A 25,544-nucleotide genomic window follows, 5' to 3' on the forward strand; every position below is an offset into this window, starting at 1 on the left:
GATCGGCTGAGCAGATGACTCAGACGGCGAGCTGCTCGCCGGCTGACTCGTCCGCGGCGAACGGGTCGTCGCCGAGCGCGACCCGCTCGAACGCGACGTCGATCTCGGCTCGACCGAGCAGGCCGGTCATGCGACGCTGGCGGTTGCCGGGGATGAGCGTGACGACGCGACCCTCCTTGCCGGCACGACCGGTGCGGCCCGCGCGGTGCAGGTACGTCTTGTACTCGTCGGGCGCGTCGGCCTGGATCACGAGGTCGATGTCGTCGACGTGGATGCCGCGGGCCGCGACATCCGTCGCCACGAGCACGTTCACCCGACCGCTCGTGAGCTGCTGCAGGTTCCGGGTGCGCCGTGACTGGTTGAGGTCGCCGTGCAGCGCGACCGCTCGGATGCCGTAGTCCTCGAGGTGCTCGGTGAGGTCCTCGGCGAAGGCGCGCGTGCGGCTGAACACGAGGGTCTTGCCCTCGCGGTTCGCGAGCTGGGCGACGATGTCGCGCTTCTCCCGGTTCTCGATGATGAACACCCGGTGTTCGATCGTCGACGACGCCTGGTCTTCGCCGGCCACCTCGTGCACGGCCGGCTCGACGAGGAACTCCTCGACGAGTTCGGCCACGCCCGAGTCGAGGGTCGCCGAGAAGAGCAGCTTCTGGCCGCCCTCGGCGGTGCGGCGCAGGATGCGCTGCACGGGCTCGAGGAACCCGAGGTCGCACATGTGGTCGGCCTCGTCGACCACGGTGACGACGACCTCGGAAAGGTCGAGTCGACGCTGCTCGATGAGGTCCTCGATGCGGCCGGGCGTGCCGATCACGATGTCGACGCCGCGCTGGAGCGCGCCGACCTGGCGGCCCTGGGGCACGCCGCCGTAGATCTGGGTGGTGAAGAGCCCGACGCTCTGCGCGATCGGCTGCACCGTGCGGTCGATCTGCAGGGCGAGCTCGCGGGTCGGGGCGAGGATGAGCGCTCGGGGCTTGCGGCCCATCTGGCGCTTCACGCGGCCGGTCCCTGAGCCGGCCGAAGGGCCGGACTCGGTCCACAGCTGCATCAGCCGCTCCACGGTGGGGGCGCCGAAGGCGATGGTCTTGCCCGACCCCGTCCTGCCACGGCCGAGCACGTCACGACCCTCGAGCACGACCGGGATGGTCGCGGCCTGGATCGGGAACGGCGACTCGGCCCCGAGGTCGCGGAGCGCGCGCACGATGTTGCCGCCGAGCCCGAGGTCGGCGAACGTCACGCCGTCGACCTCATCGGCCTGGATGGCCTCGGCCTCGAGACGCTCGAGCACGACGTCGTCGGCGGGTGCGTGGCGGGCCCGGTCCTTGGCGGGATAGAAGTCCGACGCGCGGCGAGCCGACTCGTTGAAGCCCGGGCGGTCGAACTCACGACGCGGGGCGCGGTCCTCGCGGTCGAAGCGGCGCGGACCGCGGTCGTCACGTTCGAAGCGGCGAGGCGCACGGTCGTCGCGGTCGAAGGCACGCGCGGGGCGGGCCGGGCGATCCGCGCGGTCGTTGCGCTCGTAGGAGCGGGCGGGCCGCTCATCGCGATCACGGCGCGGCGCACGGTCGTCGCGGTCGAAGGAGCGCGCCGGGCGGTCGTTCCGGTCGTATGAACGGGCGGGCCGCTCGTCACGGTCGCGACGGGGCGCACGGTCGTCGCGATCGAACGAGCGAGCGGGCCGGTCCTCGCGGTAGTGCGGGCGCGCCGGGCGGTCGCCACGGTCGAACTCGAGACGAGGGGCGCGATCGTCGCGGCCATACGCGCGGGGGGTGCGATCGCTGCGGTCGCTGCGGTCGAACCGGTCACCGCGGTCCGAACGGGCAGGGCGGCCGTCGCGATCGTCGCGACGCGCGGGGCGCTCGCCGGCGCGACCGGCGTCGCGGCCGTCACGGTCGCCGCGGTGCGGCGTGCGACCGGACGCCACGCGCTCGTCTCGCGACCAGCGCTCCTTGCGCGGAGCATCCGTCTCCTCGGGGCGGTAGCCGCGGTGGCCGGCGCTGCGGGAGCCGGGCTTGGCCGATCCGGCGCGCGCCGGACCGCCCTTCGAGCCGCCCTTCGCGTACGAGGGATCGAAGTTCCTGGCGGGGCGTCCGCCTTGGCGCTTGGTGTTCTTGGGCATGGTCGTGCTTCCTGGGTTACTTCGTGTACATGGCAGTACCGCTGCGGGCGCAGCACACTGAGAACCCGGAACATCGTCGACCGGGGCCGTTCACATACGGTGACTATCCGAGGCCCTTGCCTCGGAACCGGCCCTTTGGACTCACAAACCCATCCGCGCACAGCGCGGTGTCCAGAACCGACCCGGCAACGATACCGGATCGAGGCTGGGAAAGCGCCCCGCACCCGTCTCGCACCCAGCGCGCAACGTGAGGTAGCATCACTCCACCCCTGAACCCGGAGCCGGTGTGACCTCGACCCGAACCACAGGCGGCCCCGGCATCCGCGCCAGGCGGATCGCCCCGGCCGCGCTGGCCGTCATCGCGGCGGTCATCGGCGTGGGCGCGCTCTCGGGCTTCCACCTGCCCCTGCGCGAGATCGACCCGCAGGGCCCGGATGTCGCGAGCGAGGTCGCGAGCGCCGAGATCATCGGCATCCGCACGTTCACGGCGCCCGCCGGGCTCGACGTGCACGCCGACCTCGAGTACGGCACCCGCGAGGACGGCACGCTGCTCACCCTCGACGTGTGCGCCCCGCCCGCCGGGGCGCTCGCGACGGCGCGACCGGCGGTGGTGTCGATCCACGGCGGCAGCTGGGCACGCGGCGACAAGGCGAACGCCGACTGGCGCAACGTGTGCCTGTGGCTCGCGAGCGAAGGCTTCGTCGCGGCATCCGTCAACTACCGGCTCGTGCCCGACGTGCGATTCCCGGCCGCGATCGAGGATGTCGCGCTCGCGGTCGAGTGGCTGCGCGCGCCCGAGCAGGTCGAGCGCTTCGGCATCGACCCCGCACGCATCGGCGCGTTCGGCGGCTCGGCCGGCGGCAACCTCGCGGCGCTCCTCGGCACCACGGGCGACGGCCCCCTCGACGAGGGCTCGCGTGTCGCCGCCGTCGCCGAGCTGTCGGGTCCCGTCGGGCTCACCGCCCACGACCTCGACGCCGACGACGCCACGCCGTGGCTGCGCGGCATCATCCGCGATTACCTCGATTGCGAGCCCGACCCGAGTCTCGAGCTCTGCCCCCAGGCGATGGATGCCTCGCCCGCGACGCACATCGATGAGAGCGACCCGCCCGTCTTCATCGGGCACGCCGAGCAGGAGATCGTCCCCGCCGGGCAGTCGCAGCGGTTCGCGTCCGCCCTCGCCGCGGCCGGCGTCCCCGTCGAACTCGCGATCGTGCCGGGCGGCGAGCACTCGATCGGCATCCTCGACGAGGCGCTCCGCGCACGGGTCGCGGCGTTCCTTCGCGCGCACCTCGGCTGAGGCGAGCGGACGGGTCAGGTGTCGCGCTCGACGGGTGCCTCGTCCTCGCGGTGGTCGTCTTCACCACCGGGCGGCAGGCCGTCGGCGTGCGGGCGCCGACTCAGGAAGACGGCGCTCACGACGAGCCCGCCCCACACGAGCAGCATCGCGAGCACGAGGAAGACGACGGCGAGCGGGCTCATGACGCACCTCCGTTCGAGGTCGGTCCTTCAGGCTGCGACCCGGTCGCCGCGGCCATCCCGGCGCGCGGGCCCGGCGGATACGCCGGCCACGCATCGAACCGGTCGGGATCGAACCGCCACCGCATGCCCGTGAGCAGCAGCGCGCCGACCACGATCACGAGGATCGCGCCCCAGCCGACCGCGAGCAGGTACCAGCCCGGCATGTCCGCGTAGCCCTCGACGGTCAGCGTCACGATTCGCGAGACGAGCATGTAGCCGAGCACCACGGGCGCAAGCCCGCCGACGAGCACGATCCAGACCCGGCCGACCTTGAACGTGGAGACCGAGTTGAGGTGGTAGCGCAGCTCCGATCCGCGCCGGAGCACCCACAGCACCACCACGCTCATGAGCACGGCGGATGCCACGATGCCGATGTTGTTGGCCCACTGGTCGGCGACGTCGAGGGCGAGCAGCCCCGTCGTCGTGGAGAACAGCAGGATCGAGAGGATCGCCGCGACGCCGCCCACCCGCACGGCCGCCTGCCGTGCCGAGAGGCCGAACTTCTCCTGGAAGCCCGCCGAGACGACCTGCAGCACCGAGAGCAGCGACGTGAATCCGGCCATCGTGAGCGACCCGAAGAAGAGCACGCCGAAGATCGCCCCGCCTGGCATCTGCGAGACGATCGCGGGGAACGTCACGAACGAGAGCCCGACTCCGGTGAGACCCTCGAGCTCGCCGACGGCGACGCCCTGCTGGAACGCGAAGAACCCGAGCGTCGCGAACACGCCGATGCCCGCGAGGATCTCGAACGACGAGTTCGCGAAGGCGACCACGAGCCCCGGCGTCGTGAGGTTCGAGCGGCGCCTGCGGTACGACGCGTACGTGATCATGATGCCGAAGGCGATCGAGAGCGAGAAGAAGATCTGGCTGTAGGCGGCGATCCACACGTCGGGGTCGGCCAGGGCCGCCCAGTCCGGCGTGAACAGCGCGTTGAGCCCGTCGGCCGCGCCGTCGAGGAAGAGCGCCCGCACGACGAGCACCAGGAACGCGACGACCAGCAATGGCAGGAAGATCACGTTCGCCCGCTGCACGCCCTTCGCGATGCCGGCGGCGAGCACGAGGATGGTCGCGGCCCACACGAAGACGAGCGGGATGAGCACGCTCGGCACGAACTCGAAGCTGACGCCCGGATCGCCGACCTGCAGGTAGTCGCCGATGAGGAACCCTCCCGGGTCGTCACCCCAGCGCAGGTCGAACGAGAACACGAAGTAGCTGAGCGCCCACGCGATCACGACCGTGTAGTAGAGGGCGATGACGAAGCTGATCATCACCTGGAACCAGCCGAGGCTCTCGACCGCGCGGCCGCCGAGCCGGCGGAACGACGTCGGCGCCGAGCCGCGGAACCGGTGGCCGATCGCGTAGTCGAGGAACAGGATCGGGATGCCGGCGGTGATGAGGGCGACGAGGTACGGGATGAGGAACGCGCCGCCGCCGTTCTCGTACGCGACGCCGGGGAACCGCCAGATGTTGCCGAGGCCCACGGCCGACCCGATGGCCGAGAGGATGAATCCGATCTGGCCCGTGAAGAGCTCGCGCGGACGTGCTGCCGACCTGCCGACCTGTGTTTCCGACACGGGACTCCCTCGGATCTCCGCCCGTGACTCCACGGGCGCGCCATCGACCGTTACGGGCACGTTAGCAGAGCCGCCCCGTACCGTCGTAGGGATCTCGGATGGCTCCACGGAGGGATGCAGCGGCCCGACGTGCGTGACAGGCTGCTGCCACCATGGACGACGACCAGCACCCGATCGTGCCGCCGCCGGTGCCGCCGGCACCCCCGCGGCCCGCACAGGTACCCGCACCCGCCGACGCACCCGCCGCAGCACCCGCCGACGCGCCCGCGCCGCCGGCCGAGGCCCCCACCGACGATCGGCTCTTCCGCGCCTGGATGTGGGTCGCGACCTCGCTGCTTGCCGTGATGCTCGTGTCGGTCTCGGTCCCGCTCGCGGCGACCGTCTACGGCGTGCACCTGCTCGCCGCGTTCGCCACGTGCCTCGCGCTGGCGGGGGCGCTGCCGCTCGCCGTGCGCTGGCCGTGGCCCGCCGCGGTGCTGGCGACCGCGGGCGTGCTCGGCTTCGCCCTGCTCTCGGTGGACTCCGACGGCGCGCCGTGGCCCTGGCCCGTCACGACGATCGTCTCGCAGGGCGTGCTGCTCATCGTGCTCGGGCTCATGCGCGCGTGGTGGGTGGGGTTGTCGGCGTGGCTCGCGGGCGTAGTGGTGACCGTGCCGTTCGCCTTCGTCGACCCGGGCGCGGCCGCGAGCGTGGTGACCGCCGCGGCGGTGACCGCACTCGCCCTCGCCGTGGCGCTGCTCGTCGCCCAGCGCCGACTCATCGGCGAGGAGTTGTTCCACGCCCGGGCCGACACCGCATCGGAGCAGCAGCGCCGAGTGCTCGTCGAGGAGCGCAACCGCATCGCGCGCGAGCTCCACGACGTCGTCGCGCACGGGCTGTCGATCATCCACGTGCAGGCGACGAGCGCTCCCTACCGCGTCACGGGGCTGGACGACGCGGCGAAGGCGGAGTTCGCCGAGATCGCGGCATCCGCTCGCACCGCCATGGCCGAGATGCGGCAACTGCTCGGGGTGCTCCGCAGCGACGAGACGGCCGCCGACACCGCGCCGCAGCCCGGGGTCCGCGAACTGCCCGCGCTCGCGGCATCCGTCGAACGCGCGGGCGTGCCCGTGACGCTCGTGCTCGGCGACGGGCTCCCCGAGGCCGGCCTCGCCGCGACGTCCGCCTACCGCATCGTGCAGGAGGCCTTGTCGAACGTGGTGCGGCACGCACCGGGCGCGGCGACCCGAGTCTCCGTCGAGGCCCGAGGGGGCGATCTCATCGTCTCGGTCGAGAACGCGCCGGCGACGGATGCACCGGCGACCGACGCGAATGGCGGCGGCCACGGCCTCATCGGCATCGGCGAGCGCGCGGCACTGCTCGGCGGGCATGCCGAGTACGGGCAGCGGCCCGGCGGGGGCTACCGTGTTCTCGCGACCCTGCCGCTCGGGCCGGAGGGAGGAACGACGTGACGATCTCGGTGCTCGTCGCCGACGACCAGGCGATGGTGCGTGCCGGGTTCGCGGCCGTGCTGGCCGCACAGCCCGGCATCGACGTCGTGGGGCAGGCCGCCGACGGCGCCGAGGCGGTCGAGCTCGCCCGAGAGTTGCGTCCCGACGTCGTCGTCATGGACGTGCGGATGCCGCAGCTGAACGGCATCGAGGCGACTCGCGCCCTGCAGACGCCGCCGCGGAGCTCCGACTACGTGCCGCGCGTGCTCATGCTGACCACCTTCGACATCGACGAGTACGTGTACGAGGCGCTCCGCGCGGGCGCGAGCGGATTCCTGCTGAAGGATGCGACACCCGACGAGCTCACGGCGGCGGTGCGCATCGTCGCGGCCGGCGACGCCCTGCTCGCGCCGAGCGTCACCCGACGGCTCATCGAGGACTTCACCCGTTCGGCACCGCCGGCCCGCCCGTCGGCGACGCGGCTCAACGACCTGACCGAGCGGGAGCGCGAAGTGCTCACGCTCGTCGGCCGTGGCATGTCGAACAGCGAGATCGCCGCGGCGCTCTTCATCGCCGAGCAGACCGTGAAGACGCACGTCTCGAAGATCCTGCAGAAGCTGGGGCTGCGCGACCGCGTGCACGCCGTCGTGCTCGCGTACGATACCGGGCTCGTGCACCCCGGCGGCTGACCAGGCACCCCTACCCCGGTACGGGGGCGGAACGGCCCCGCCGGGTGATGTGCCCGACGGAACCGCGTCCGTAACCTGCCCACGCAGGGCGGAGGGACCGCCCGGATGGGGCACGATCATGACCGACACCCTGGCACGTCCGGTGGGGGCATCCGTTCGCGGCGAGGCATCCGCTCGGCAGCGCTCGGGAGTCGCGCGCGACACCAGCGTCGACGCGATCCGCATCGCGCTGCTCGTCGTCGTCTTCGCGCTGCACGCCATGATGTTCGGCGTCACCATGGGCCCCGACGGCCCGGTGCTCGAGAACGCCCTCGAGAACCAGGCCTGGTTCGCCCCCGTCAGCTGGGTCGTGCAGGTCATGCCGCTGTTCTTCATCGCGGGCGGCTTCTCGAGCCTCCACCACTGGCGTTCGATGCGTTCGCGGGGTGCGACGCCCGCCGACTACGTGCGGGGGCGGCTGGGCCGCCTGGTGCGGCCGGTCATCGCCGTCGTGGTCGTCGTGGCCGCCGGGCTCGTCGCCCTCTCGATCGCGGGGGTTCCGGCGGACGTCGTGGCGACGGCGGGGTTCCGCATCGGCCAGCCGCTGTGGTTCCTGGCCGTGTACGTCGGCCTCTCGGCGCTGGTGCCGCTCACGGTCCGCGCGCACGAGCGAGCCCGCGTGCTCACCCCGCTCGCGCTCCTCGGTGCCGTCGTCGCCGTGGACGTCACGCGCCTCTCGACGGGCATCGAGGCGATCGGGCTGGCGAACCTCCTGCTCGTGTGGCTGCTCGTGCAGCAGCTCGGCTTCCACCTCGCCGACGGCGGCCTCGACCGGCTCTCGCGCCGCACCCTGTGGGGCATCGCCGGCGGCGCGCTCTCGCTCCTCGCGGTGCTCACGGTGATCGGCCCGTACCCCGTCGACATGTACGACAACCTCAACCCGCCCACGGTCGGCCTCGTCGTGCTCGGCGTCGCGCAGCTCGCGCTCTTCCAGCTGACTCGCCCACGCATCCGCGCCTGGGTCGGGCGAGCGGATGCCTCGCGCGCCATCGCCGCGCTCGGCGACCGTGCCATGACCGTGTACCTGTGGCACATGCCCGTGCTGGTCGCCCTCGCCGGCGTGCTGCTCGTCGCGAACGCGACCTTCGGATTCGCGTTGCCCGAGCCGCTGAGCGCCGCGTGGTGGGCGTCCCGTCCGCTGTGGCTCGGCGTGGGCGCGGCCGCCGTGGTGCCCGTCGTGCTCGTGTTCGCGCGGTTCGAGCGGGGGCGCCGGATGTCCCGCACGGGATCGCCCGCGGCATCCGCAGCCCCGTCGAACCGGCCGACTGCGGCGGCCGCGTGGTCGACGGCGTTCGACGCCGCGTGCGGAGTTGCGGGGGTCGCGGTCGTGCTCGTGGCCGGGTTCGGTCCGCTGCAGGCTGTCGTCGCACTCGCACTGCTCGCGATCGCGCTGCGCGGCAGCGGACCGCTGCTGGCCGCGGTTCAGCGCAGGTCGCGGTAGCGCGACGTGCCCACGGGCCGGCCCGCGCCGCCGACTCAGGGGATCAGCACGATCTTGCCCCGCACGTGCCCGGCTTCGCTCTCGCGTTGCGCGTCCGCCGCCTCGGCGAGCGGGTAGCGCGCGCTGACCTCGACGTGGAACCGGCCCTCGGCCGCGAGCCGTGCCGCCTCGGCGACGCCCTCGGCGCGCAGCCGCAGCTCCTCCGGTCCCATGGTCGACGGGATGGCGCTCGACCACGTGCGGATGCCGAGATCCGCGGCGTCCATCATGCGCACGATCGTCGCGATGCGCGACCGATCGGCGACGAGCTCCAGGCAGGCCTCGATGGCCTCGTCGGTGCCGGCCGCGTCGAGTGCGACGTCGTACCCGCGCGGCGACGCCGCGCGCAGTCGATCGACGAGACCCGGGCCGTACGACACCGGCACCGCGCCCAGCTCGTGCAGCCGCTCGTGGTTGCCGGGCGACGCCGTCGCGACGACGTTGGCGCCCCACGCCCGGGCGAACTGGATCGCCGCCTGGCCGACCCCGCCCGACCCGGCATGCAGGAGCAGCGTCTCCCCCTCGCGGAGGCCGAGCGAACGCAGCACCTGGTAGGCCGTGCCCGCCGGGATCCCGAGCGCGGCGCCCTGCTCGAAGCTCAGCGCCGCGGGCTTGGGCGTGAGCTGCGAGGGCTTCGCCACCACGTGGCTCGCGTACGCGCCGGATGCGCTGTGCACGATCACCTCGTCGCCGGCCCGCACCCCGTCGACGCCCTCGCCGACGGCGACGACGACGCCCGAGGCATCCGCCCCCAGCCCCTGCGGTTCGCTGAAGTCGCGTGTGCCGCGCCTGCCGCTGCGGATCTTCGAGTCGACGGGATTCACGCCCGCCGCACGCACCTCGACGACCACGCTGCCGGCGGGCGCCTCGGGCACTGGTCCCTCGACCAGGGTGAGCACCTCGGGACCGCCGTGCTCGCGGTATCGGATGAACTGCGCCATGTGCCATCTCCTCGTCGTCGACTCTCCGTCCACGCTAGCCATCCCACAGGCGCTACCGGGCGCCGAGGATGCGCTTCGAGAGGGTCGCGGTCGCCTCCCGCACGGCCGGAACCACGAGCGGCTGCAGCTCGGGCGCCGAGTCCTCGGGGTACGTGATCGCGATGGCCGCGGCCGGCCAGCCGAGGTGGTCGAGCACGGCGGCGCCGACCGAGGCGAGCCCGCCCGTCACCTCCCCGTGCTCGCCCGCCCAGCCCTGCTCGCGGACGGTGGCGAGGACGCGCTTCAACCGGCCGTAGCTCCAGTCGTCATCGGCCTCCCCCTCGCCCCGGGGATGCCGCGTCGCGAACGCGGCCCGGTCGGGATACAGGGCGCGCAACTGCGCGGGCGGCAGTTCGGCGAGCATCGCGCGACCCGTCGCGGTGAGGTGTGCGGGCAGGCGCACGCCCACGTCGGTCACGAGCGAGGGACGGCGCGGGGCGCGCTCCTCGACGAGGTAGAGCACGTCGCGTCCGTGCAGCACGGCGAGGTGCCCCGACTCGCCGAGCCGGTCGACCAGCCCGGCCACGAGCGGACGCCCGAGCCTGGCGAGCGGCTGCTGGCGGCTGAACCCGCTCGAGAGCTCGAAGGCGGCGATGCCGAGGCCGTAGCGGCGCTCCTCGGGGAGGTGCACGACGAAGCCGCGCTGCTGCATGACCGCGAGCAGGTGGTACACCGTCGAGCGGGGCAGGGCGAGGGCGCTCGCGATGGTGGCGGCCGGAACCGGCCCGCGCTGCGCCGCGAGGTGCGCGAGGATCGCGAGCGCCTGGTCGGCCGCCGGCACCTTCGACACGTGTTCCATCCCCACCCCCGCCCTTCATCGACTCGTCGGTGATGGCTGCCTCCCGTGCCGATCCGGCGCCATCACTGACGACTCTGCGAACAGGCAGCCGCGGCCAGCCTACGCCGAGTCTGGGATCCCGGACGGATGCCGCGACGGCACCGTTCCCGCTCGCGCGGGCGCGGTGTGGAATCGGAGGCATGAGCACCATCGCGCCCACGCCCGCCCGTGCCGCTGCGGCATCCGTCACCGTCGGCACCGGACCGCTCGCGATCGAGGACGTCGTGGCGGTCGCCCGCCACGGGGCATCCGTCACACTCGACCCGGCCGCGCTCGACGGCGTCGCCGCGAGCCGCGCGGTCATCGAAGGACTCGCCGCCGACCCCGAGCCGCACTACGGCATCTCGACCGGGTTCGGCGCGCTCGCGACCACGTTCATCGCCGAGGACCGCCGCGCCCAACTGCAGGCGAGCCTCGTGCGCTCGCACGCCGCCGGCTCGGGTGCCGAGGTCGAGCGCGAGGTCGTGCGCGCGCTCATGCTGCTGCGCCTGTCGACGCTCATGACCGGACGCACCGGCGTGCGCCGCGAGACCGCCGAGACGTACGCGGCGATCCTCAACGCCGGCATCACGCCGGTCGTGCGCGAGTACGGCTCGCTCGGCTGCTCGGGCGACCTGGCGCCGCTCGCGCACTGCGCGCTCGTCGCCATGGGCGAGGGCGAGGTGCGGGTCGGTTCGGGCGAGCCGACGGATGCCGCGACCGCACTCAGCGCCGCCGGCATCACGCCGCTGCGCCTCGGCGAGAAGGAGGGCCTCGCGCTCATCAACGGCACCGACGGGATGCTCGGCATGCTCGCCCTCGCGATCGACGACCTCCGGATGCTCCTCGCCACCGCCGACGTCGCGGCGGCCATGAGCATCGAGGGGCTGCTCGGCACCGACGCGGTGTTCGCCGAGGACCTGCACGCCCTGCGCCCGCAGCGCGGGCAGGCGGCATCCGCGTCGAACCTGCGGCGCCTGCTCGCCGGGTCGCCGATCGTCGCGAGCCACAAGGGTCCCGAGTGCACGCGCGTGCAGGACGCGTACTCGCTGCGCTGCGCGCCGCAGGTGCACGGCGCCGCGCGCGACACGCTCGCGCACGCGGCATCCGTCGCCGACGCCGAGCTCGCGAGCGCCATCGACAACCCGGTGCTCACGCTCGACGGTCGCGTCGAGTCGAACGGCAACTTCCACGGCGCGCCGGTCGGGTACGTGCTCGACTTCCTGGCGATCGCGGTGGCGGATGTCGCGAGCATGAGCGAGCGGCGCACCGACCGGTTCCTCGACCGCTCGCGCAACCAGGGGCTGCCGCCGTTCCTCGCGCACGAGGTGGGCGTCGACTCGGGCCTGATGATCGCGCAGTACACGGCGGCGGGGATCGTGTCGGAACTGAAGCGGCTCGCGGTGCCGGCATCTGTCGACTCGATCCCGTCGTCGGCCATGCAGGAGGACCACGTGTCGATGGGCTGGGCGGCGGCGCGGAAGCTCCGGCGCGCGATCGACGGACTCACGCGCGTGCTCGCGATCGAGATCATGACGGCGGCGCGCGGCCTCGCACTGCGTGCCCCGCTCGAGCCCGGCGCGGCGACCGGGGCGGTGGTGTCGCTCGTGGCGCAGGTCGGCGGTGTGCCCGGCCCCGATCGGTTCCTCTCGCCCGAGATCGAGGCGATCGCCGGCCTCGTCGCCTCCGGCGCCGTGCTCGACCGCGCCGGAGCGGCGTCGGGGCGGCTCGACTGAGTCGGTTCGGGAGCCGCATTCCCTGTGCCCCGAACGGGGTGGATACCGGGGACTGGGGGTGTTGTCTCACCCGGGCGGCGATGTCAGACTGGACCCGATCGGCTCCCGGGCCGACGCCGAACGGAACCATATGACGCCCGACCGCATGGACTTCACTCCACAACGCCCGTGGTACGCACGCGGCGGCGGTCATCGAGGCGTCGTCGTCGCCACCGTCACGGCCGTCGCGTTGTTCGGCCTCGGCGGCGCCACGCCCGCGTACGCGGAAGAGGTCCAGCCGACCGATCCGGCGGTGTCGACGGAGACGTCGACCACCGAGGAGCCGACGCCGAGCGACCCGCCGACGACCGAGGAACCCACCGAACCACCCGCGACCGAAGAACCCACCGAACCACCCACCACCGAAGAACCCACCCAACCACCCGCCACCGAAGAACCCACCCAACCACCCGCCACCGAAGAACCCACCCAACCACCCGCCACCGAAGAACCCACCCAACCACCCGCCACCGAAGAACCCACCCAACCACCCGCCACCGAAGAACCCACCCAACCACCCGCCACCGAAGAACCCACCCAACCACCCGCCACCGAAGAACCCACCCAACCACCCGCCACCGAAGAACCCACCCAACCACCCGCCACCGAAGAACCCACCCAACCACCCGCCACCGAAGAACCCACCCAACCACCCGCCACCGAAGAACCCACCCAACCACCCGCCACCGAAGAACCCACCCAACCACCCGCCACCGAAGAACCCACCCAACCACCCGCCACCGAAGAACCCACCCAACCACCCGCCACCGAAGAACCCACCCAACCACCCGCCACCGAAGAACCCACCCAACCACCCGCCACCGAAGAACCCACCCAACCACCCGCCACCGAAGAACCCACCCAACCACCCGCCACCGAAGAACCCACCCAACCACCCGCCACCGAAGAACCCACCCAACCACCCGCCACCGAAGAACCCACCCAACCACCCGCCACCGAAGAACCCACCCAACCACCCGCCACCGAAGAACCCACCCAACCACCCGCCACCGAAGAACCCACCGAACCACCCGCCACCGAAGAACCCACCCAACCACCCGCCACCGAAGAACCCACCCAACCACCCGCCACCGAAGAACCCACCGAACCACCCGCGACCAGCACTCCGCTGCCGAGCGCGCCAGTCACGTTCTCCGGCGACGGGCCCGTCGTACAGGTGACCTCGCCGAACACCACCACGAGCGCCCAGTCGGCGGCGCTCGTCGCCGCCCGCGCGAAGATCGACCGTGCCATGGCCGCCCTGCGTACCGCCGAGGCGGCCCTCGCCGACGCCCGATCGATGCGCGTGGAGGCGCGTGCGGTCGCCGAGCTCATGCAGGAGACCGCCGACGCGGCGCAGCTCGAGGCCGATGCGGCCGGCCGCGTCTACTTCGCCGCCGCACAGGGCGACGGCACCACGATCTCGTCGATGGACGCCGTGTTCGGAGCCGGCAACGACCTGCTCGCCGGTCTCGGCGGCGTCGCGCGGGTCGCGCAGATCCACGGTGACGCCGAGGCGCTGCTCGCCATCGCCGAGGAGCGCGCCGACGAGGCGGAGGCCGCTCAGGAGCGCGCCGACGCCGCATGGGCCGCGGTCGACGCGGTGCCGGTCGAGGAGCGTGAGCGCGACGTCACCGCCGCGGAGCGGGCACTGGCCGACGCTCGCGCCGCACTCGCCGCGCTGCAGGAGCGCGCCGCCGACCAGAGCCGGCTCGCCGCGAGCAGTCTGTCGCTCATCGCCTCGCTGCCGTCCGACACCGGGCAGCTCAGCGACCAGGGCTGGGCGCTCCCCGTCACCGGTCGGCTCACCGACGGCTTCGGGCCGCGACCGAACAAGCCGCTGCCGGGCGTCAACGACTTCCACCGCGGCACCGACATCTCGGCCTCGTGCGGGTCGCCGATCTTCGCCGCGACGAGCGGCGTGGTCGTCGAGGCCCGCCGCAACGGGACCTACGGCAACTGGATCCTGATCGACCACGGCTCGGGCGTCTCCACCGGATACGCGCACCTCGTCGACGGCGGGTACGCGGTGAGCGCCGGGCAGACCGTGGCGGCCGGCCAGCTCATCGGCGCCGTGGGCTCGACGGGCGCGTCGACCGGATGCCACCTGCACTTCGAGGTGCGCCTCGGCGGCATCGCGGTCGACGCGATCCCGTTCATGGCGGCCCGCGGCATCACGCTCGGCTGAGGCTCACGGCGCGGCCAGCGCCTCCGTCGGCGACAGACGCGCCGCGCGCGCCGCCGGGTAGAGCCCCGCGATGACCCCCACGAGCACGGTCGCCGCGACGCCGCCCAGCGACGCCCAGAGCGGCACGAGGGTCGGCCACGACTGCACGGCCGAGAAGACCGTCGTGGCCGCGACGCCGAGGACGACCCCCGCCACCCCGCCCACGAGCGCGAGCAGCAGCGACTCCGCGAGGAACTGCGACCGGATGTGCCCGCGGGTGGCGCCGAGCGAGCGGCGCAGGCCGATCTCGCCACGGCGCTCGATCACCGAAATCACCATGGTGTTCGCCACGCCGACCCCGCCCACGACGAGCGCCACGGCACCGAGGCCGAGCAGGAGGCCCGTGAACGCCTGGTCGGCGGCGGCCTTCGCGGCGAGCGCGTCCGACGGCCGGGAGACGTCGACTTCGTTGGGAGCCTCGGGATTCGCGGTCGCGGCGAGGACGCTGCGCACGGCGTCGACGGATGCCTCGTCCGACCGTGTGTACACGGTCGTGGGGTGCCCGTCGAAGCCGAGCACCTCTTCGGCGACGGGCCAGCCCACCAATGCCCCGAAGTCGAGCTCGGGCGCGAGCGGAACGGGATCGAGGATGCCGACGACCGTGAACCACTCGTCGCCGACGAGGACCTGCACGTCGGCGGCCGCCCGGTGGATGCCGAGCTGGCGAGCGGTGGTCGCACCGAGCACCACGACGGGATACTGCGCCGTCGCCGCGTTGAGCCAGGTGCCGTTGCGGAGCGTCGCCCCGAGCGTCTCCGGCAGGTCGAGGCTCACGGCGTAGGTCGCGATCCCGCCCGACTCCATCTCCGGGATGAGGTCGCTGCGATACACCTTGGCGCTGACCGAGCCGATGGACGAGACATCCGTCACCGGGCCGATCCGTTCGATCATCGCAAGCGCTTCGTCTGGAAGCGTCGCGTCACCGCCGAAGAAGTCGCTTCCGGGCGCCACGCGAAGCAGATCGGTGCCGAGCCGGTCGAGCTGCCGCTCGAGCTCGGCGCGCCCCGAGCTCGAGATGCCGACGACGGCGATCATCGCCGCGATCCCGATCGCGATGCCGAGCGCCGAGAGCACCACGCGCAGGGGCCGGGCACGCAACCCCGCGCCGCCGACGCGCACGATGTCTCCGAGCCGGAGCCGGGCGGGCGACAGTCCATCGTTCGCGGCACCCCGGCTCATGACAGCACCTCCCCGTCGCGCAACGCGATGCGCCGGCCGGCGCTCGCCGCGATCTCGTGATCGTGGGTGATCACGACGACGGTCGTGCCGTCCCGGTTGAGTCCCGCAAGCAGGGCGATCACCTCACCGCCCGACACCGAGTCCAGGTTTCCCGTGGGCTCGTCGGCCAACAGGATGCCGGGCGAGCCGGCGATCGCACGAGCGACCGCGACGCGCTGCCGCTCACCGCCCGACAGCTCATGCGGGCGGTGCGCGAGTCGATGCCCCAGCCCGACCCGCTCCAGCGCCTCGCCGGCGAGCTGCCGTCGCCTCGCGAGCGGGATGCCCTGGTAGAGCATGCCCTCTGCGACGTTGTCCATCGCACTCACGCCGGCGGCGAGGTGGAACTGCTGGAAGACGAAACCGATGCGGCGCGCCCGCAGGCCCGACAACTGTCGATCGCCGAGTTTCGACACGTCGTGGCCGTCGACCCTGATCGTGCCGGCGCTCGGCCGGTCGAGCGTGCCGATGAGCTGCAGCAGCGTGGACTTGCCCGAACCCGACGGTCCGACGATGGCGACGAACTCGCCCGCGTCGACGACCAGGCTCGCGTCGTGCAGCGCCGTCACCCCGTCGTACTGCTTGCCGACGCGCTCCAGTTCGACGATCGCGCTCATTCGGGGACCACCACCCGGTCGCCCTCGGCGATGTCGTCGCCCGTGATCTCCACGCGTCCGTCGGCGAACATCCCCGTCTCCACGGCGACAAGGGTCGACGTGTCGTCATGCACGATCTCGACCCCGTAGCCGCCCTCGGCGAGCGCGAGGAGCGCGGCGACCGGCACCGTGAGCACCGCGTCGCGCCGATCCGCCACGAACTCGACCTTCGCGGTCGATGAGCCGTATGCGGTGAGGTCTGCCGGGTCGTCGGGAGCGACGGTCACGCGAAGCACGGTCGTGTCGTCGCCGCCACCGCCCATCAGGTCCTCCTCACCGGGGATCACCACGGTCTCGGCGCTCGAGATCGCAGCCGGGAACGACGATCCGTCCGGCAGCGTCACGGTGACCGCGGTGCCGACCACGGCGTAACGCACATCCGACTCCTCGAGGTCGACGGTCACCATCCGGCTCTGGCTCGCGACGCCGAGCAGGTCACCGCCGGCGTCGTCGCCGACCGCCGCCGAGACCTCGCTGACCTGCACCGGTCCGCTCGCGTAATGCACGCTGCCCGGCGCGATGCTGCCGGTTTCCTCGACGCCGAGCGTCTCCTGCCATTCCATGACCGCTTCAGCGGTGGCCCAGGTGAACGACGTGTCCACGTCGAAACCCGTGTACCCGAGGGCGGCGAGGTTCTCCTCGAACTGCTGCACGTCGGCGCCGGTCGCGCCGATCTCGAGCGCCCGATAGGCGGGCAGTTCCCCGTACAGCAGCACGATCGGGCGCTCGTCGATGCGGACCAGCTGGCCACCCCGTTCGATCACCGAGCCGGCGGCGGGCAGCCATGTCACCACGCCGCCCCGCCCCCGAAGGGTGCGCTCCCCCGTGTTGGCGACCTCACCCGACTTCTCGGTGGTCGCGATGAGATCCTGCCTGGTGACCTCGGCGGTCACAGGCGGTGCCTGCTCGTCGCCCGAGGTGGCTGGAGCGAACCCGAAGCCGGCGCCGGCCGCCGCGGTCAGCCCGATCCCGGCGACCGCGACGACGCCCAGTGCGACCCAGCCCACGCGCCTCACGGCGCTCACGATTCGCTCCCACCGGTCTGCGTGCTCGGCCCCTCCGGCTCGCCGCCGCCGGGCGGCGCCGGCCGGACCCGGGCGCACGACTCCTCGGCGTCCCTGAACTCCTGGCTCATGGGGTCGATCGCGTCGGGGTCGCCTGGGCTCGACGGGATCTGGAAGCCGCCGTCAGCGCTGGGATCCGGGAAGTCCTCGATGCCGTTCTCGCGCATGCACTTCGCGAACTCGCGCATCCCCTCGAGGTCCTCCGCGCTCAGCTGCACGGGTTCCCCGCCGTTGGGCGCGAACTCCTTGCACGCCTCCACCGCGGCATCCGCCTCCTCCTCGGAGGTGCCGCGGGGAATCGACATGGAGAAGCCGTCCGCGTCGGGGTCGGGGTCGGGTACGTCGATGCCGTGCTCGCGCATGCACGCCGCGAACTTCACCGCATCGCCCTCGGCCGGTGCCTCGCTCGCGGTGGGGCTCGTCGTCGACCCGTCACCGAGCGAGGCCACCCCGGGTGTCTCCCCCCGGGCGCATCCGGCGAGGGCGAGCGTGGCGAAGATGACGAACACCGCGAATCCGGATGCCGCGCGCCTCCGTGTGCGGAACATGTCGTGTCCTTTCGTCGAGGGGACACCGGTCGCGTCCCCGGTCACCAGATCAGCAGGCGGCGCGTTTCCCGGTCGTGACCGTTTCCGCTAACGCCCGCGAAACACGCGGCAGGGTGACAATGGGCAGGTGCGCATCCTGATCGCCGAAGACGAGCCGCTGCTCGCCGATGCCGTGGCCGAGTGGCTGCGCGGTTCGGCGCACGCGGTCGACGTCGTCGGCGACGGTGGTTCGGCGCTCGAGCGGGTCAGCGTCAACGACTACGACCTCGTGATCCTCGACCGCGATCTGCCGGTCGTGCACGGCGATGAGGTCTGCCGTCAGGTTGCGGCATCCGATGCATCCACGCGCGTGCTCATGCTCACCGCGGCCGGCAGCATCGACGATCGGGTCGCGGGCCTCTCGATGGGCGCCGACGACTACCTGCCGAAGCCGTTCGCGTTCGCGGAGCTCGGCGCTCGAGTGGAGGCGCTGGGCCGGCGTTCGCGCCCCGCGACGCCTCCGGTGCTCGAGCGAGCCGACCTGCGCGTCGACACGCATCGCCGGGAGGTGGTGCGTGACGGACGCTACGTGCCGCTGTCGAAGAAGGAGTTCGCGGTGCTCGTCGAGCTGCTGCGAGCCGACGGCGCGTCGGTCTCGGCCGAACAGCTGCTCGAGAAGGCCTGGGACGAGCACATCGACCCCTTCACCGGCGTGGTGCGCATCACGATCCTCAAGCTGCGGCGCAAGCTCGGTGATCCGCCGATCATCGAGACCGAGAACGGCGTGGGGTATCGCATCCGATGAGACGTTTCCACATGACGCTGCGCACCCGGCTGACCCTCGTCTACGGCACGCTCTTCCTCGTCGCCGGCGTCGGGATGCTCGCCGTCACGTGGGCGCTCGTACAGCAGCGATTCCTCGCCGACGGAAGCGGGCCGATCGTGCAGCAGGCGGGCTGGCTGGAGGCGGACGGAAGGTCGGAGGTCTCGGAGGGACCCGGCTGGTCGGGCACGGCAGGGCCGACGGAGGACTACGTCATCCAAGTGGTCGACGCCGCCCGAGACGACGCGTTGGGCACGTTCCTCACGCAGGGCGCGCTCGCCGTCGTGCTCGTCGGCGGCCTGGCGGTGGGGATCGGCTGGCTCGTCGCCGGACGGATGCTGCATCCGCTCGCCACGATCACGGCGACCGCCCGGCGCATCGCCGACGCCCCCGATGCCGACCGGCGGATGCACGAACGCATCGGCCTCGAGGGTCCGCGCGACGAGATCACCGAGCTCGCGAACACCTTCGACGGAATGCTCGCGCGGCTCGACACGAGCTTCGATGCGCAGCGCCGTTTCATCGCGAACGCCTCGCATGAGCTGCGTACTCCCCTCACCCTGAACCGTGCGCTGCTCGAGGTGTCGACGCACCGGCCGGATGCGTCGGCCGACGTGCGGCTCCTGGGCGACGCGCTGCTCGTGATCAACGCCCGGCACGAGCGTCTCATCGACGGGCTCCTGCTGCTCGCACGCTCCGAGCGGGAGCTGCCGGAGCGCCGCTTCGTCGACCTCGCCGACGTCGTGGAGCACGTCCGCGACGGCGAGTTCGCGGACTCGGGCATCGACGTGCAGGTCGTCGTCGATGAGGCGCCCACCGCGGGCGACCCGGTGCTGCTCGAGCATCTGGTGCGCAACCTGCTCGAGAACGGCGTACGGCACAACATCGCCGAGGGCGGCTGGGTGCACGTCGAGACCCGCACCGACGCCGACGGGCGCGCGGTGCTCGAGGTGTCGAACACCGGGCCCGTCGTACCGCCGTACGAGCTCAGGAGCCTCTTCGAGCCCTTCCATCGCCTCGACGGCGAACGCATGGCGGATGCCCCGAGCGTGGGCCTCGGATTGTCGATCGTACGCTCCATCGTGCAGGCGCACGACGGCACCGTCGAGCTCGCGGCGCGGCCCGACGGGGGGCTCGTGGTCACCGTCGTACTGCCGGGCGAGCAGTACGAGCCCGGTCGATCGGGCGAGTAGCCCGTCTGGGATCCCGGACGCCCGCCACGCGACATCCGTTGTCGCCCGATGCCGGGTGCGGTGTGATCGAGGCATGACCGACGCATCCATCGCCCCCGCGCGCACGGTGCGTGCCGCCCGCGGCTCGCAGCTGAGCGCGAAGAGCTGGCAGACCGAGGCACCGCTGCGCATGCTCATGAACAACCTCGACCCCGAGGTCGCCGAACGCCCCGAGGATCTCATCGTCTACGGCGGCACGGGCAAGGCCGCCCGCAACTGGGAGGCGTTCGACGCGATCGTGCGCACCCTCGAGGGCCTCGAGCCCGACGAGACGCTGCTGGTGCAGTCGGGCAAGCCCGTCGGGGTGTTCCGCACGCACGAGTGGGCGCCGCGCGTGCTCATCGCGAACTCGAACCTCGTGGGCGACTGGGCGACGTGGCCCGAGTTCCGACGCCTCGAAGCACTCGGGCTCACCATGTACGGACAGATGACCGCGGGCTCGTGGATCTACATCGGCACCCAGGGCATCCTGCAGGGCACGTACGAGACGTTCGGTGCGGTCGCCCGCTCCCTCGCCGCCCGCGAGGGCGAGCCGTATGAGCACAGTGGCGGGTCCCTCGCCGGCACACTGACCCTCACCGCCGGATGCGGTGGCATGGGCGGCGCGCAGCCGCTCGCGGTCACCATGAACGAGGGGGTCGTGCTCATCGTCGACGTCGACGAGACGCGCCTGCGCCGCCGCGTCGACCACGGGTACCTCGACGAGCTGGCCGACGACCTCGACGACGCGGTCGCGCGCGTGCTCGCCGCGAAGGCATCGCGCACTCCGCTCAGCGTCGGGCTCGTCGGCAATGCGGCCACGGTGTTCCCCGAGCTCCTCTCGCGAGGCGTCGCCATCGACATCGTCACCGACCAGACGAGCGCGCACGATCCGCTCTCGTACCTCCCCGAGGGGGTTACCGTCGACGAGTGGCACGGGCTCGCGGCATCCGACCCCGAGGTGTTCACCACACGGGCCCGGGCGAGCATGGCCAAGCACGTCGAAGCCATGGTGGGCTTCATGGAGGCGGGCGCCGAGGTGTTCGACTACGGCAACTCGATCCGGCGCGAGGCCGAGCTCGGCGGACTCGCGCACGATCGCGCGTTCGCCTTCCCCGGCTTCGTGCCGGCGTACATCCGACCGCTCTTCGCCGAGGGCAAGGGGCCGTTCCGGTGGGCCGCGCTCTCGGGCGATCCCGCCGACATCGCCGCGACCGACCGCGCGATCCTCGAGCTGTTCCCCGACAACGAGCACTTGCGGCGCTGGATCACGCAGGCCGGCGAGAAGGTGCACTTCGAGGGGCTGCCCGCACGCATCTGCTGGCTCGGGTACCAGGAGCGGCACCTCGCGGGGCTCAGGTTCAACGAGATGGTCGCGTCGGGCGAGCTCAGCGCGCCGGTCGTGATCGGTCGCGACCACCTCGACTCGGGCTCGGTCGCCTCGCCGTACCGCGAGACCGAGGCGATGGCCGACGGCTCCGACGCCATCGCCGACTGGCCGCTGCTCAACGCGCTGCTCAACACCGCCTCGGGCTCGACGTGGGTTTCCATCCACCACGGCGGCGGCGTCGGCATCGGCCGCTCGATCCACGCGGGCCAGGTCGTCGTCGCCGACGGCACCGATCTCGCGGCGGAGAAGATCGCGCGGGTGCTCGTGAACGACCCGGGCTCGGGCGTCATGCGACACGTCGACGCGGGCTACGAGCGCGCCATCGAGGTCGCGCGCGATCGCGGCCTGCGCGTTCCGATGATGGAAGGGTGACGGATGCCGCGAGCCGCCGCCGCCCAGTATGCAGTTGCCGCCCGCCGACGGGCGGCAACTGCACCCTCGACGGCCGCCCCTCCCAGCCGCGGCCCCAGCCTCACGCCCAGAGTGCACTCGAAGCCCTTCAGGCGGCGCGACCTGCACACTCGATGACAGGATGGGCCGCGTGAGCATGCTCATCACGAACATCGGGGAACTCGTCACGAACGAACCGGCGCCCGACCGCGAGGGTGGCCCGCTCGGCCTCGTTCGCGACGCCGCCGTGCTCATCGAGGATGGGCGCATCGCCTGGGTCGGGCCTTCGACGCACGCGACCGAACGCCTCGCCCGGCCCGGCGAGCGGCGGGATCGCCAGGAGGCAGACGAGTATCGAGCGCACTGGAACGACGTCGTCGACGTCGTCGACGCGGGCGGCCGCGCCGTCATCCCGGGATTCGTCGACAGCCACACGCACCTCGTGTTCGGCGGCGACCGCGCCGAGGAGTTCGCCGCCCGCATGGCGGGACGGCGGTACGAGGCGGGCGGCATCCGCTCGACCGTCGCGGCGACGAGGGCCGCCACCGACGACGAGCTGCGCACGCGACTGGCCGGATTCGTGGCCGAGCTGCACTCACAGGGCACCACCACGTTCGAGGTGAAGAGCGGCTACGGCCTGTCCGTCGCCGACGAGGCGCGGCTCGTACGCCTCGCCCGCGAAGTCACCGACGAGGTCACATTCCTCGGCGCGCATGTGGTTCCCACCGAGTTCGCCGACGCATCCGACGACTACGTCGACCTGGTCGTCGGCGACATGCTGGCGGCCTGTGCACCGCACGCGCGCTGGATCGACGCATTCTGCGAGCGCGGCGCGTTCACGGCCGAGCAGTCGCGGCGCGTGCTCGAGGCGGGGGCGGCGGCCGGCCTCGGGATCCGGGTGCACGGCAATCAACTCGGTGAGGGTGACGGAGTTCGCCTCGCGGTCGAGCTCGGCGCGGCATCCGTCGACCACTGCACCTTCCTCGGCGACGCGGATGTCGCGGCGCTCGCGGCATCCGACACCGTGGCCACGCTGCTGCCGGGCGTCGAGTTCTCGACTCGCCAGCCGTACCCCGATGCGCGCCGCCTCATCGACGCGGGAGTGACGGTCGCGCTCGCGAGCGACTGCAACCCGGGATCGAGCTTCACGAGTTCGATGCCCTTCTGCATCGCCGTCGCCGTGCGCGACATGGGGATGACGCCGGCCGAGGCTGTCTGGGCGTCGACAGCGGGTGGCGCTGCGGCGCTGCGGCGCACGGATGTCGGGGCGATCCGCCCGGGCGCGCGTGCCGACCTCGTGCTCCTCGACGCGCCGAGCCACGTGCACCTGGTCTACAGGCCGGGCGTGCCGCTCGTCGCGCGCGTCTGGAAGGACGGGGCCATCATCTCCGGGCGGTGAGCTCGCGGCATCCGTCGCGCCGGCCCTGCTCGGCCCGTCAGTCGTCGTCGCCGCGCCGCATCCGCCGCCGGGCCGAAAGCAGCGTGACGTCGGGCCGCGCCGCCATGAGCCGCTCGGCACGGTCGAGCACCTCGGTCACCCGGTCGGCGCCCGACGCGACCACGCCGACGCCGACCGCCGCGCGCCGATGCAGGTCCTGGTCGCCGACCTCGGCGACGCTCGCCTCGGTCGCCCGACGCAGCTCGGCGAGGATCGGGCGCAGCACCGCGCGCTTGCCCTTCAACGAGTGCACGTCGCCGAGCAGCAGGTCGAACTCGATCCAGCCGATCCACATGCGCCAAGCCTCGCAGATCCGCGCCCGCCGCGCCTCGGAGCGCTCCCCTCTGCGGATATCCGATCCGGCGCGCCGAGACGCGCTCCGAATGCCCGGGGTGGCGGATCGTATATCCGCAGAATCGTGCGCGAAGCGGCCCAGAAGGCTGACGCCGCTCAGGAGGAGGCCGGCGCTCGCCGTACCTCGATCGTGCTCACGCCGCTGAACCCGATCCACGCCCGATCCTCCGATTCGACGAGCGTCGCGAGCACCTGACCGCATGAACCGCACCGAACGACCGCGCCCGCATCGCTCCGGTAGACCATCGCACGCGCGAGTTCGGCGACCTCGCCGCATCCGTTGCAGCGTGCCCTGGCCGTCGTGACGTCGAACGCGAAGAACTCGGCGAGCGGACCGGCGAGCGAGTTGCCGTCGAGGTGCTGCATCATGTGCCTCCGTAACGCTCGGTGCGGATCGAACGCGCGTCGTGGCCGAGCTCGACCAACCAGTCGGCGACGCGTTCGACGAACCCGGTGGATCCGCAGACGTAGACGAGCGGGCGCTCGGCGGCCGGGATCACCGCGACCTCCAGCGCCTCGCGCGTGATGCGCCCCGCCTGCAGCGGCCAGCCGTCGGGCGTGCTCCGCGTGTACACGAGATCGAGACGGAACGGGGCGGATGCCGCGACGAGCCCGTGCAGCTCGTCGGCGAAGTAGACGTCGGCGGGGGTGCGCACCGAATACAGCAGCCGGAACGCCGACGGGTCGTCGGCATCGGCGTGCGCCTGCGCGATCGCGTAGAGCGGCACGACGCCCGAGCCGCCCGCGATGAGCTGCACGGGGCGAGGATCGGCGCCGGACGCCGCGGGCCGCCACACGAAGTACGCGCCGAGCGGTCCGTGCACCTCGAGCAGGTCGCCCGCCCGCACCTCGTCGACGAGGAACGGCGACACCTCGCCGTCGGGAAGCTTGTCGATCGCGAGCACCACCCGCCGCGACGGCCCCGACGAGGCGATCGAGTACGACCTGGTGGCCGTGTACCCGTCGGGGGCGGTGAGCCGCACGTCGAGGTGCTGGCCGGGGGCGTTGCCGGGCCACCCCTCGACCTCGAGCTCGAGGCGTGTCGCGTTCGGTGTCTCGCGACGCGTCGCGGCCACGGTGGCGACGTGCCAGCCGGCCCGAGGCGCGGCCCGCACCCCGCCGGCCGCCGTGGGCCCGACAGAGAGCGCGGCGTCGCTCACCAGTACCGCTCCTCCTTCCACGGATCGCCGTGGAGGTGGTAGCCGTTCTGCTCCCAGAAGCCGGGTTCGTCCTGGTCCATCATCTCGAGTCCGCGCACCCACTTCGCGCTCTTCCAGAAGTAGAGGGCCGGCACGAGCAGCCGCGCGGGCCCGCCGTGCTCGGGATCCAGCGGCTCGCCGTCGAACTCGAACGCGATCCACGCCTTGCCGTCGAGGAGCTCGTCGAGGGGGATGTTCGTGGTGTAACCCCCATAGCTGTGCGCCATGACGTACTCCTGCTCGGTCTCGACATCGGCGAAGAGCGTGTCGAGGGACACGCCTCGCCAGCTCGTGCCGAGCTTCGACCAGTGCGTCACGCAATGGATGTCGGTCGACACGTCCTCGATGTCGAGCGCCATGAACTCGTCCCAGCTCCAGCGGTGCTCGCCCGACTCGGTGCGGATCGTGAACTCCCAGTCGGCGGTGTCGACGTCGGGCGTGGGGCCGGCCGACAGTACCGGGAAGTCGTGCACGAGCGTCTGGCCCGGAGGCAGGCGATCGTCGCGTTCCCGACTGCGCCCGCTGAACCCTCTCGTGATGAATGACATCGCGGCTCCCTCCCGCTCGGGCTGCGCTTCGTGCGCTTCACACTAGTGACCTCGGCGTCTCGTGTCACCGGTCGGCGACTA

General features: G+C 72.4%; 23 protein-coding genes. 10 read left to right on the forward strand and 13 right to left on the reverse strand.

The window, feature by feature from the left end:
* Positions 1-19: 19 nt before the first annotated feature.
* Positions 20-2,113 (reverse strand): DEAD/DEAH box helicase, encoded by a 2,094-nt coding sequence (locus EZM51_RS06365; RefSeq protein ID WP_136707417.1) that lies wholly within the window; start codon positions 2,111-2,113, stop codon positions 20-22.
* A gap of 286 nt (positions 2,114-2,399) precedes the next feature.
* On the opposite strand from EZM51_RS06365, the gene EZM51_RS06370 reads away from it, so the two are divergent.
* Positions 2,400-3,413, forward strand: a complete 1,014-nt coding sequence (locus tag EZM51_RS06370) for an alpha/beta hydrolase (protein WP_136707418.1) — start codon at positions 2,400-2,402, stop codon at positions 3,411-3,413.
* Positions 3,414-3,427: 14 nt separating this feature from the next.
* Here the strand turns inward: EZM51_RS06370 and EZM51_RS06375 are convergent, their stop codons facing one another.
* Both EZM51_RS06375 and EZM51_RS06380 read right to left on the reverse strand, forming a co-directional pair.
* Positions 3,428-3,595, reverse strand: coding sequence for a methionine/alanine import family NSS transporter small subunit (locus EZM51_RS06375; protein ID WP_136707419.1), 168 nt, complete (start codon positions 3,593-3,595; stop codon positions 3,428-3,430).
* Positions 3,592-5,208 carry a sodium-dependent transporter gene (locus EZM51_RS06380; RefSeq protein ID WP_136707420.1) on the reverse strand — a complete coding sequence of 539 codons (1,617 nt, stop codon included), beginning with the start codon at positions 5,206-5,208 and terminating at the stop codon, positions 3,592-3,594. Before EZM51_RS06380 ends, EZM51_RS06375 begins: the two co-directional genes overlap by 4 nt.
* A gap of 152 nt (positions 5,209-5,360) precedes the next feature.
* Between EZM51_RS06380 and EZM51_RS06390 the strand changes: the two genes are divergently transcribed.
* The 3 genes from EZM51_RS06390 to EZM51_RS06400 all read left to right on the forward strand — a co-directional run bounded on the left by EZM51_RS06390 (position 5,361) and on the right by EZM51_RS06400 (position 8,807).
* Complete coding sequence (locus EZM51_RS06390; protein WP_169053809.1) at positions 5,361-6,659, forward strand: histidine kinase; 1,299 nt, start codon at positions 5,361-5,363, stop codon at positions 6,657-6,659.
* Entirely contained in the window at positions 6,656-7,327 is a 672-nt protein-coding gene (locus EZM51_RS06395) for a response regulator transcription factor (RefSeq protein WP_136707423.1), read from the forward strand. The genes EZM51_RS06390 and EZM51_RS06395 overlap by 4 nt, the downstream gene beginning before the upstream one ends.
* 118 nt (positions 7,328-7,445) lie before the next feature.
* The gene (locus tag EZM51_RS06400) at positions 7,446-8,807 is read left to right on the forward strand and encodes an acyltransferase (RefSeq protein ID WP_136707424.1); all 1,362 of its coding nucleotides are present in this window, start codon (positions 7,446-7,448) and stop codon (positions 8,805-8,807) included.
* Between the two features lie 35 nt (positions 8,808-8,842).
* Here the strand turns inward: EZM51_RS06400 and EZM51_RS06405 are convergent, their stop codons facing one another.
* Positions 8,843-9,787 (reverse strand): NADP-dependent oxidoreductase, encoded by a 945-nt coding sequence (locus EZM51_RS06405; protein ID WP_136707425.1) that lies wholly within the window; start codon positions 9,785-9,787, stop codon positions 8,843-8,845.
* A gap of 52 nt (positions 9,788-9,839) precedes the next feature.
* Positions 9,840-10,625 carry an IclR family transcriptional regulator gene (locus EZM51_RS06410; protein ID WP_211195833.1) on the reverse strand — a complete coding sequence of 262 codons (786 nt, stop codon included), beginning with the start codon at positions 10,623-10,625 and terminating at the stop codon, positions 9,840-9,842.
* Between the two features lie 179 nt (positions 10,626-10,804).
* Between EZM51_RS06410 and hutH the strand changes: the two genes are divergently transcribed.
* Complete coding sequence (hutH, locus tag EZM51_RS06415) at positions 10,805-12,379, forward strand: histidine ammonia-lyase (RefSeq protein WP_136707427.1); 1,575 nt, start codon at positions 10,805-10,807, stop codon at positions 12,377-12,379.
* Positions 12,380-12,509: 130 nt separating this feature from the next.
* Positions 12,510-14,606 carry a peptidoglycan DD-metalloendopeptidase family protein gene (locus tag EZM51_RS21020; RefSeq protein ID WP_248305499.1) on the forward strand — a complete coding sequence of 699 codons (2,097 nt, stop codon included), beginning with the start codon at positions 12,510-12,512 and terminating at the stop codon, positions 14,604-14,606.
* 3 nt (positions 14,607-14,609) lie between these two features.
* Here the strand turns inward: EZM51_RS21020 and EZM51_RS06425 are convergent, their stop codons facing one another.
* The 4 genes from EZM51_RS06425 to EZM51_RS06440 are packed head-to-tail and all read right to left on the reverse strand — an operon-like array spanning position 14,610 to position 18,131.
* Positions 14,610-15,824 carry an ABC transporter permease gene (locus tag EZM51_RS06425; RefSeq protein WP_136707428.1) on the reverse strand — a complete coding sequence of 405 codons (1,215 nt, stop codon included), beginning with the start codon at positions 15,822-15,824 and terminating at the stop codon, positions 14,610-14,612.
* Entirely contained in the window at positions 15,821-16,480 is a 660-nt protein-coding gene (locus EZM51_RS06430; protein WP_136707429.1) for an ABC transporter ATP-binding protein, read from the reverse strand. Before EZM51_RS06430 ends, EZM51_RS06425 begins: the two co-directional genes overlap by 4 nt.
* On the reverse strand, positions 16,477-17,544 hold the full coding sequence (locus EZM51_RS06435) for a peptidoglycan-binding domain-containing protein (RefSeq protein ID WP_211195834.1): 1,068 nt from the start codon (positions 17,542-17,544) through the stop codon (positions 16,477-16,479). The genes EZM51_RS06430 and EZM51_RS06435 overlap by 4 nt, the downstream gene beginning before the upstream one ends.
* Complete coding sequence (locus tag EZM51_RS06440; RefSeq protein ID WP_136707430.1) at positions 17,541-18,131, reverse strand: hypothetical protein; 591 nt, start codon at positions 18,129-18,131, stop codon at positions 17,541-17,543. Before EZM51_RS06440 ends, EZM51_RS06435 begins: the two co-directional genes overlap by 4 nt.
* Positions 18,132-18,258: 127 nt before the next feature.
* Here EZM51_RS06440 and EZM51_RS06445 point away from each other — a divergent pair, with 127 nt between their 5' ends.
* The 4 genes from EZM51_RS06445 to hutI all read left to right on the forward strand — a co-directional run bounded on the left by EZM51_RS06445 (position 18,259) and on the right by hutI (position 23,323).
* Complete coding sequence (locus tag EZM51_RS06445; protein ID WP_136707431.1) at positions 18,259-18,915, forward strand: response regulator transcription factor; 657 nt, start codon at positions 18,259-18,261, stop codon at positions 18,913-18,915.
* Between the two features lie 11 nt (positions 18,916-18,926).
* Positions 18,927-20,126, forward strand: coding sequence for an ATP-binding protein (locus EZM51_RS06450; protein ID WP_211195835.1), 1,200 nt, complete (start codon positions 18,927-18,929; stop codon positions 20,124-20,126).
* 73 nt (positions 20,127-20,199) lie between these two features.
* Positions 20,200-21,906: a urocanate hydratase gene (gene hutU / locus EZM51_RS06455; RefSeq protein ID WP_136707433.1), complete on the forward strand. Its 1,707-nt coding sequence runs from the start codon at positions 20,200-20,202 to the stop codon at positions 21,904-21,906.
* 160 nt (positions 21,907-22,066) lie between these two features.
* Positions 22,067-23,323 (forward strand): imidazolonepropionase, encoded by a 1,257-nt coding sequence (hutI, locus tag EZM51_RS06460; protein ID WP_136707434.1) that lies wholly within the window; start codon positions 22,067-22,069, stop codon positions 23,321-23,323.
* Between the two features lie 37 nt (positions 23,324-23,360).
* Here the strand turns inward: hutI and EZM51_RS06465 are convergent, their stop codons facing one another.
* The 4 genes from EZM51_RS06465 to EZM51_RS06480 all read right to left on the reverse strand — a co-directional run bounded on the left by EZM51_RS06465 (position 23,361) and on the right by EZM51_RS06480 (position 25,463).
* On the reverse strand, positions 23,361-23,657 hold the full coding sequence (locus EZM51_RS06465; protein ID WP_136707435.1) for a DUF503 domain-containing protein: 297 nt from the start codon (positions 23,655-23,657) through the stop codon (positions 23,361-23,363).
* 155 nt (positions 23,658-23,812) lie between these two features.
* Positions 23,813-24,085 carry a DUF6510 family protein gene (locus EZM51_RS06470; RefSeq protein ID WP_136707436.1) on the reverse strand — a complete coding sequence of 91 codons (273 nt, stop codon included), beginning with the start codon at positions 24,083-24,085 and terminating at the stop codon, positions 23,813-23,815.
* On the reverse strand, positions 24,082-24,876 hold the full coding sequence (locus tag EZM51_RS06475; protein WP_248305500.1) for an FAD-binding oxidoreductase: 795 nt from the start codon (positions 24,874-24,876) through the stop codon (positions 24,082-24,084). The genes EZM51_RS06470 and EZM51_RS06475 overlap by 4 nt, the downstream gene beginning before the upstream one ends.
* Positions 24,873-25,463 (reverse strand): sulfite oxidase-like oxidoreductase, encoded by a 591-nt coding sequence (locus EZM51_RS06480; protein ID WP_136707437.1) that lies wholly within the window; start codon positions 25,461-25,463, stop codon positions 24,873-24,875. Before EZM51_RS06480 ends, EZM51_RS06475 begins: the two co-directional genes overlap by 4 nt.
* Positions 25,464-25,544: the final 81 nt, after the last annotated feature.

The sequence above is a fragment of the Agromyces sp. H66 genome, assembly GCF_004959775.1.
Taxonomy (GTDB): Bacteria; Actinomycetota; Actinomycetes; order Actinomycetales; family Microbacteriaceae; genus Agromyces.

What these genes read in the sequence shown, in the direction of transcription:
- EZM51_RS06365 (WP_136707417.1), bottom strand. Translation starts at nt 2,113, where the DNA reads ATGCCCAAGAACACCAAGCGCCAAGGCGGACGCCCCGCCAGGAACTTC.
- EZM51_RS06375 (WP_136707419.1), bottom strand. Translation starts at nt 3,595, where the DNA reads ATGAGCCCGCTCGCCGTCGTCTTCCTCGTGCTCGCGATGCTGCTCGTG.
- EZM51_RS06390 (WP_169053809.1), top strand. Translation starts at nt 5,361, where the DNA reads ATGGACGACGACCAGCACCCGATCGTGCCGCCGCCGGTGCCGCCGGCA.
- EZM51_RS06400 (WP_136707424.1), top strand. Translation starts at nt 7,446, where the DNA reads ATGACCGACACCCTGGCACGTCCGGTGGGGGCATCCGTTCGCGGCGAG.
- EZM51_RS06405 (WP_136707425.1), bottom strand. Translation starts at nt 9,787, where the DNA reads ATGGCGCAGTTCATCCGATACCGCGAGCACGGCGGTCCCGAGGTGCTC.
- EZM51_RS06410 (WP_211195833.1), bottom strand. Translation starts at nt 10,625, where the DNA reads ATGGAACACGTGTCGAAGGTGCCGGCGGCCGACCAGGCGCTCGCGATC.
- hutH (WP_136707427.1), top strand. Translation starts at nt 10,805, where the DNA reads ATGAGCACCATCGCGCCCACGCCCGCCCGTGCCGCTGCGGCATCCGTC.
- EZM51_RS21020 (WP_248305499.1), top strand. Translation starts at nt 12,510, where the DNA reads ATGACGCCCGACCGCATGGACTTCACTCCACAACGCCCGTGGTACGCA.
- EZM51_RS06425 (WP_136707428.1), bottom strand. Translation starts at nt 15,824, where the DNA reads ATGAGCCGGGGTGCCGCGAACGATGGACTGTCGCCCGCCCGGCTCCGG.
- EZM51_RS06430 (WP_136707429.1), bottom strand. Translation starts at nt 16,480, where the DNA reads ATGAGCGCGATCGTCGAACTGGAGCGCGTCGGCAAGCAGTACGACGGG.
- EZM51_RS06440 (WP_136707430.1), bottom strand. Translation starts at nt 18,131, where the DNA reads ATGTTCCGCACACGGAGGCGCGCGGCATCCGGATTCGCGGTGTTCGTC.
- EZM51_RS06450 (WP_211195835.1), top strand. Translation starts at nt 18,927, where the DNA reads ATGACGCTGCGCACCCGGCTGACCCTCGTCTACGGCACGCTCTTCCTC.
- hutU (WP_136707433.1), top strand. Translation starts at nt 20,200, where the DNA reads ATGACCGACGCATCCATCGCCCCCGCGCGCACGGTGCGTGCCGCCCGC.
- hutI (WP_136707434.1), top strand. Translation starts at nt 22,067, where the DNA reads ATGGGCCGCGTGAGCATGCTCATCACGAACATCGGGGAACTCGTCACG.
- EZM51_RS06465 (WP_136707435.1), bottom strand. Translation starts at nt 23,657, where the DNA reads ATGTGGATCGGCTGGATCGAGTTCGACCTGCTGCTCGGCGACGTGCAC.
- EZM51_RS06470 (WP_136707436.1), bottom strand. Translation starts at nt 24,085, where the DNA reads ATGATGCAGCACCTCGACGGCAACTCGCTCGCCGGTCCGCTCGCCGAG.
- EZM51_RS06480 (WP_136707437.1), bottom strand. Translation starts at nt 25,463, where the DNA reads ATGTCATTCATCACGAGAGGGTTCAGCGGGCGCAGTCGGGAACGCGAC.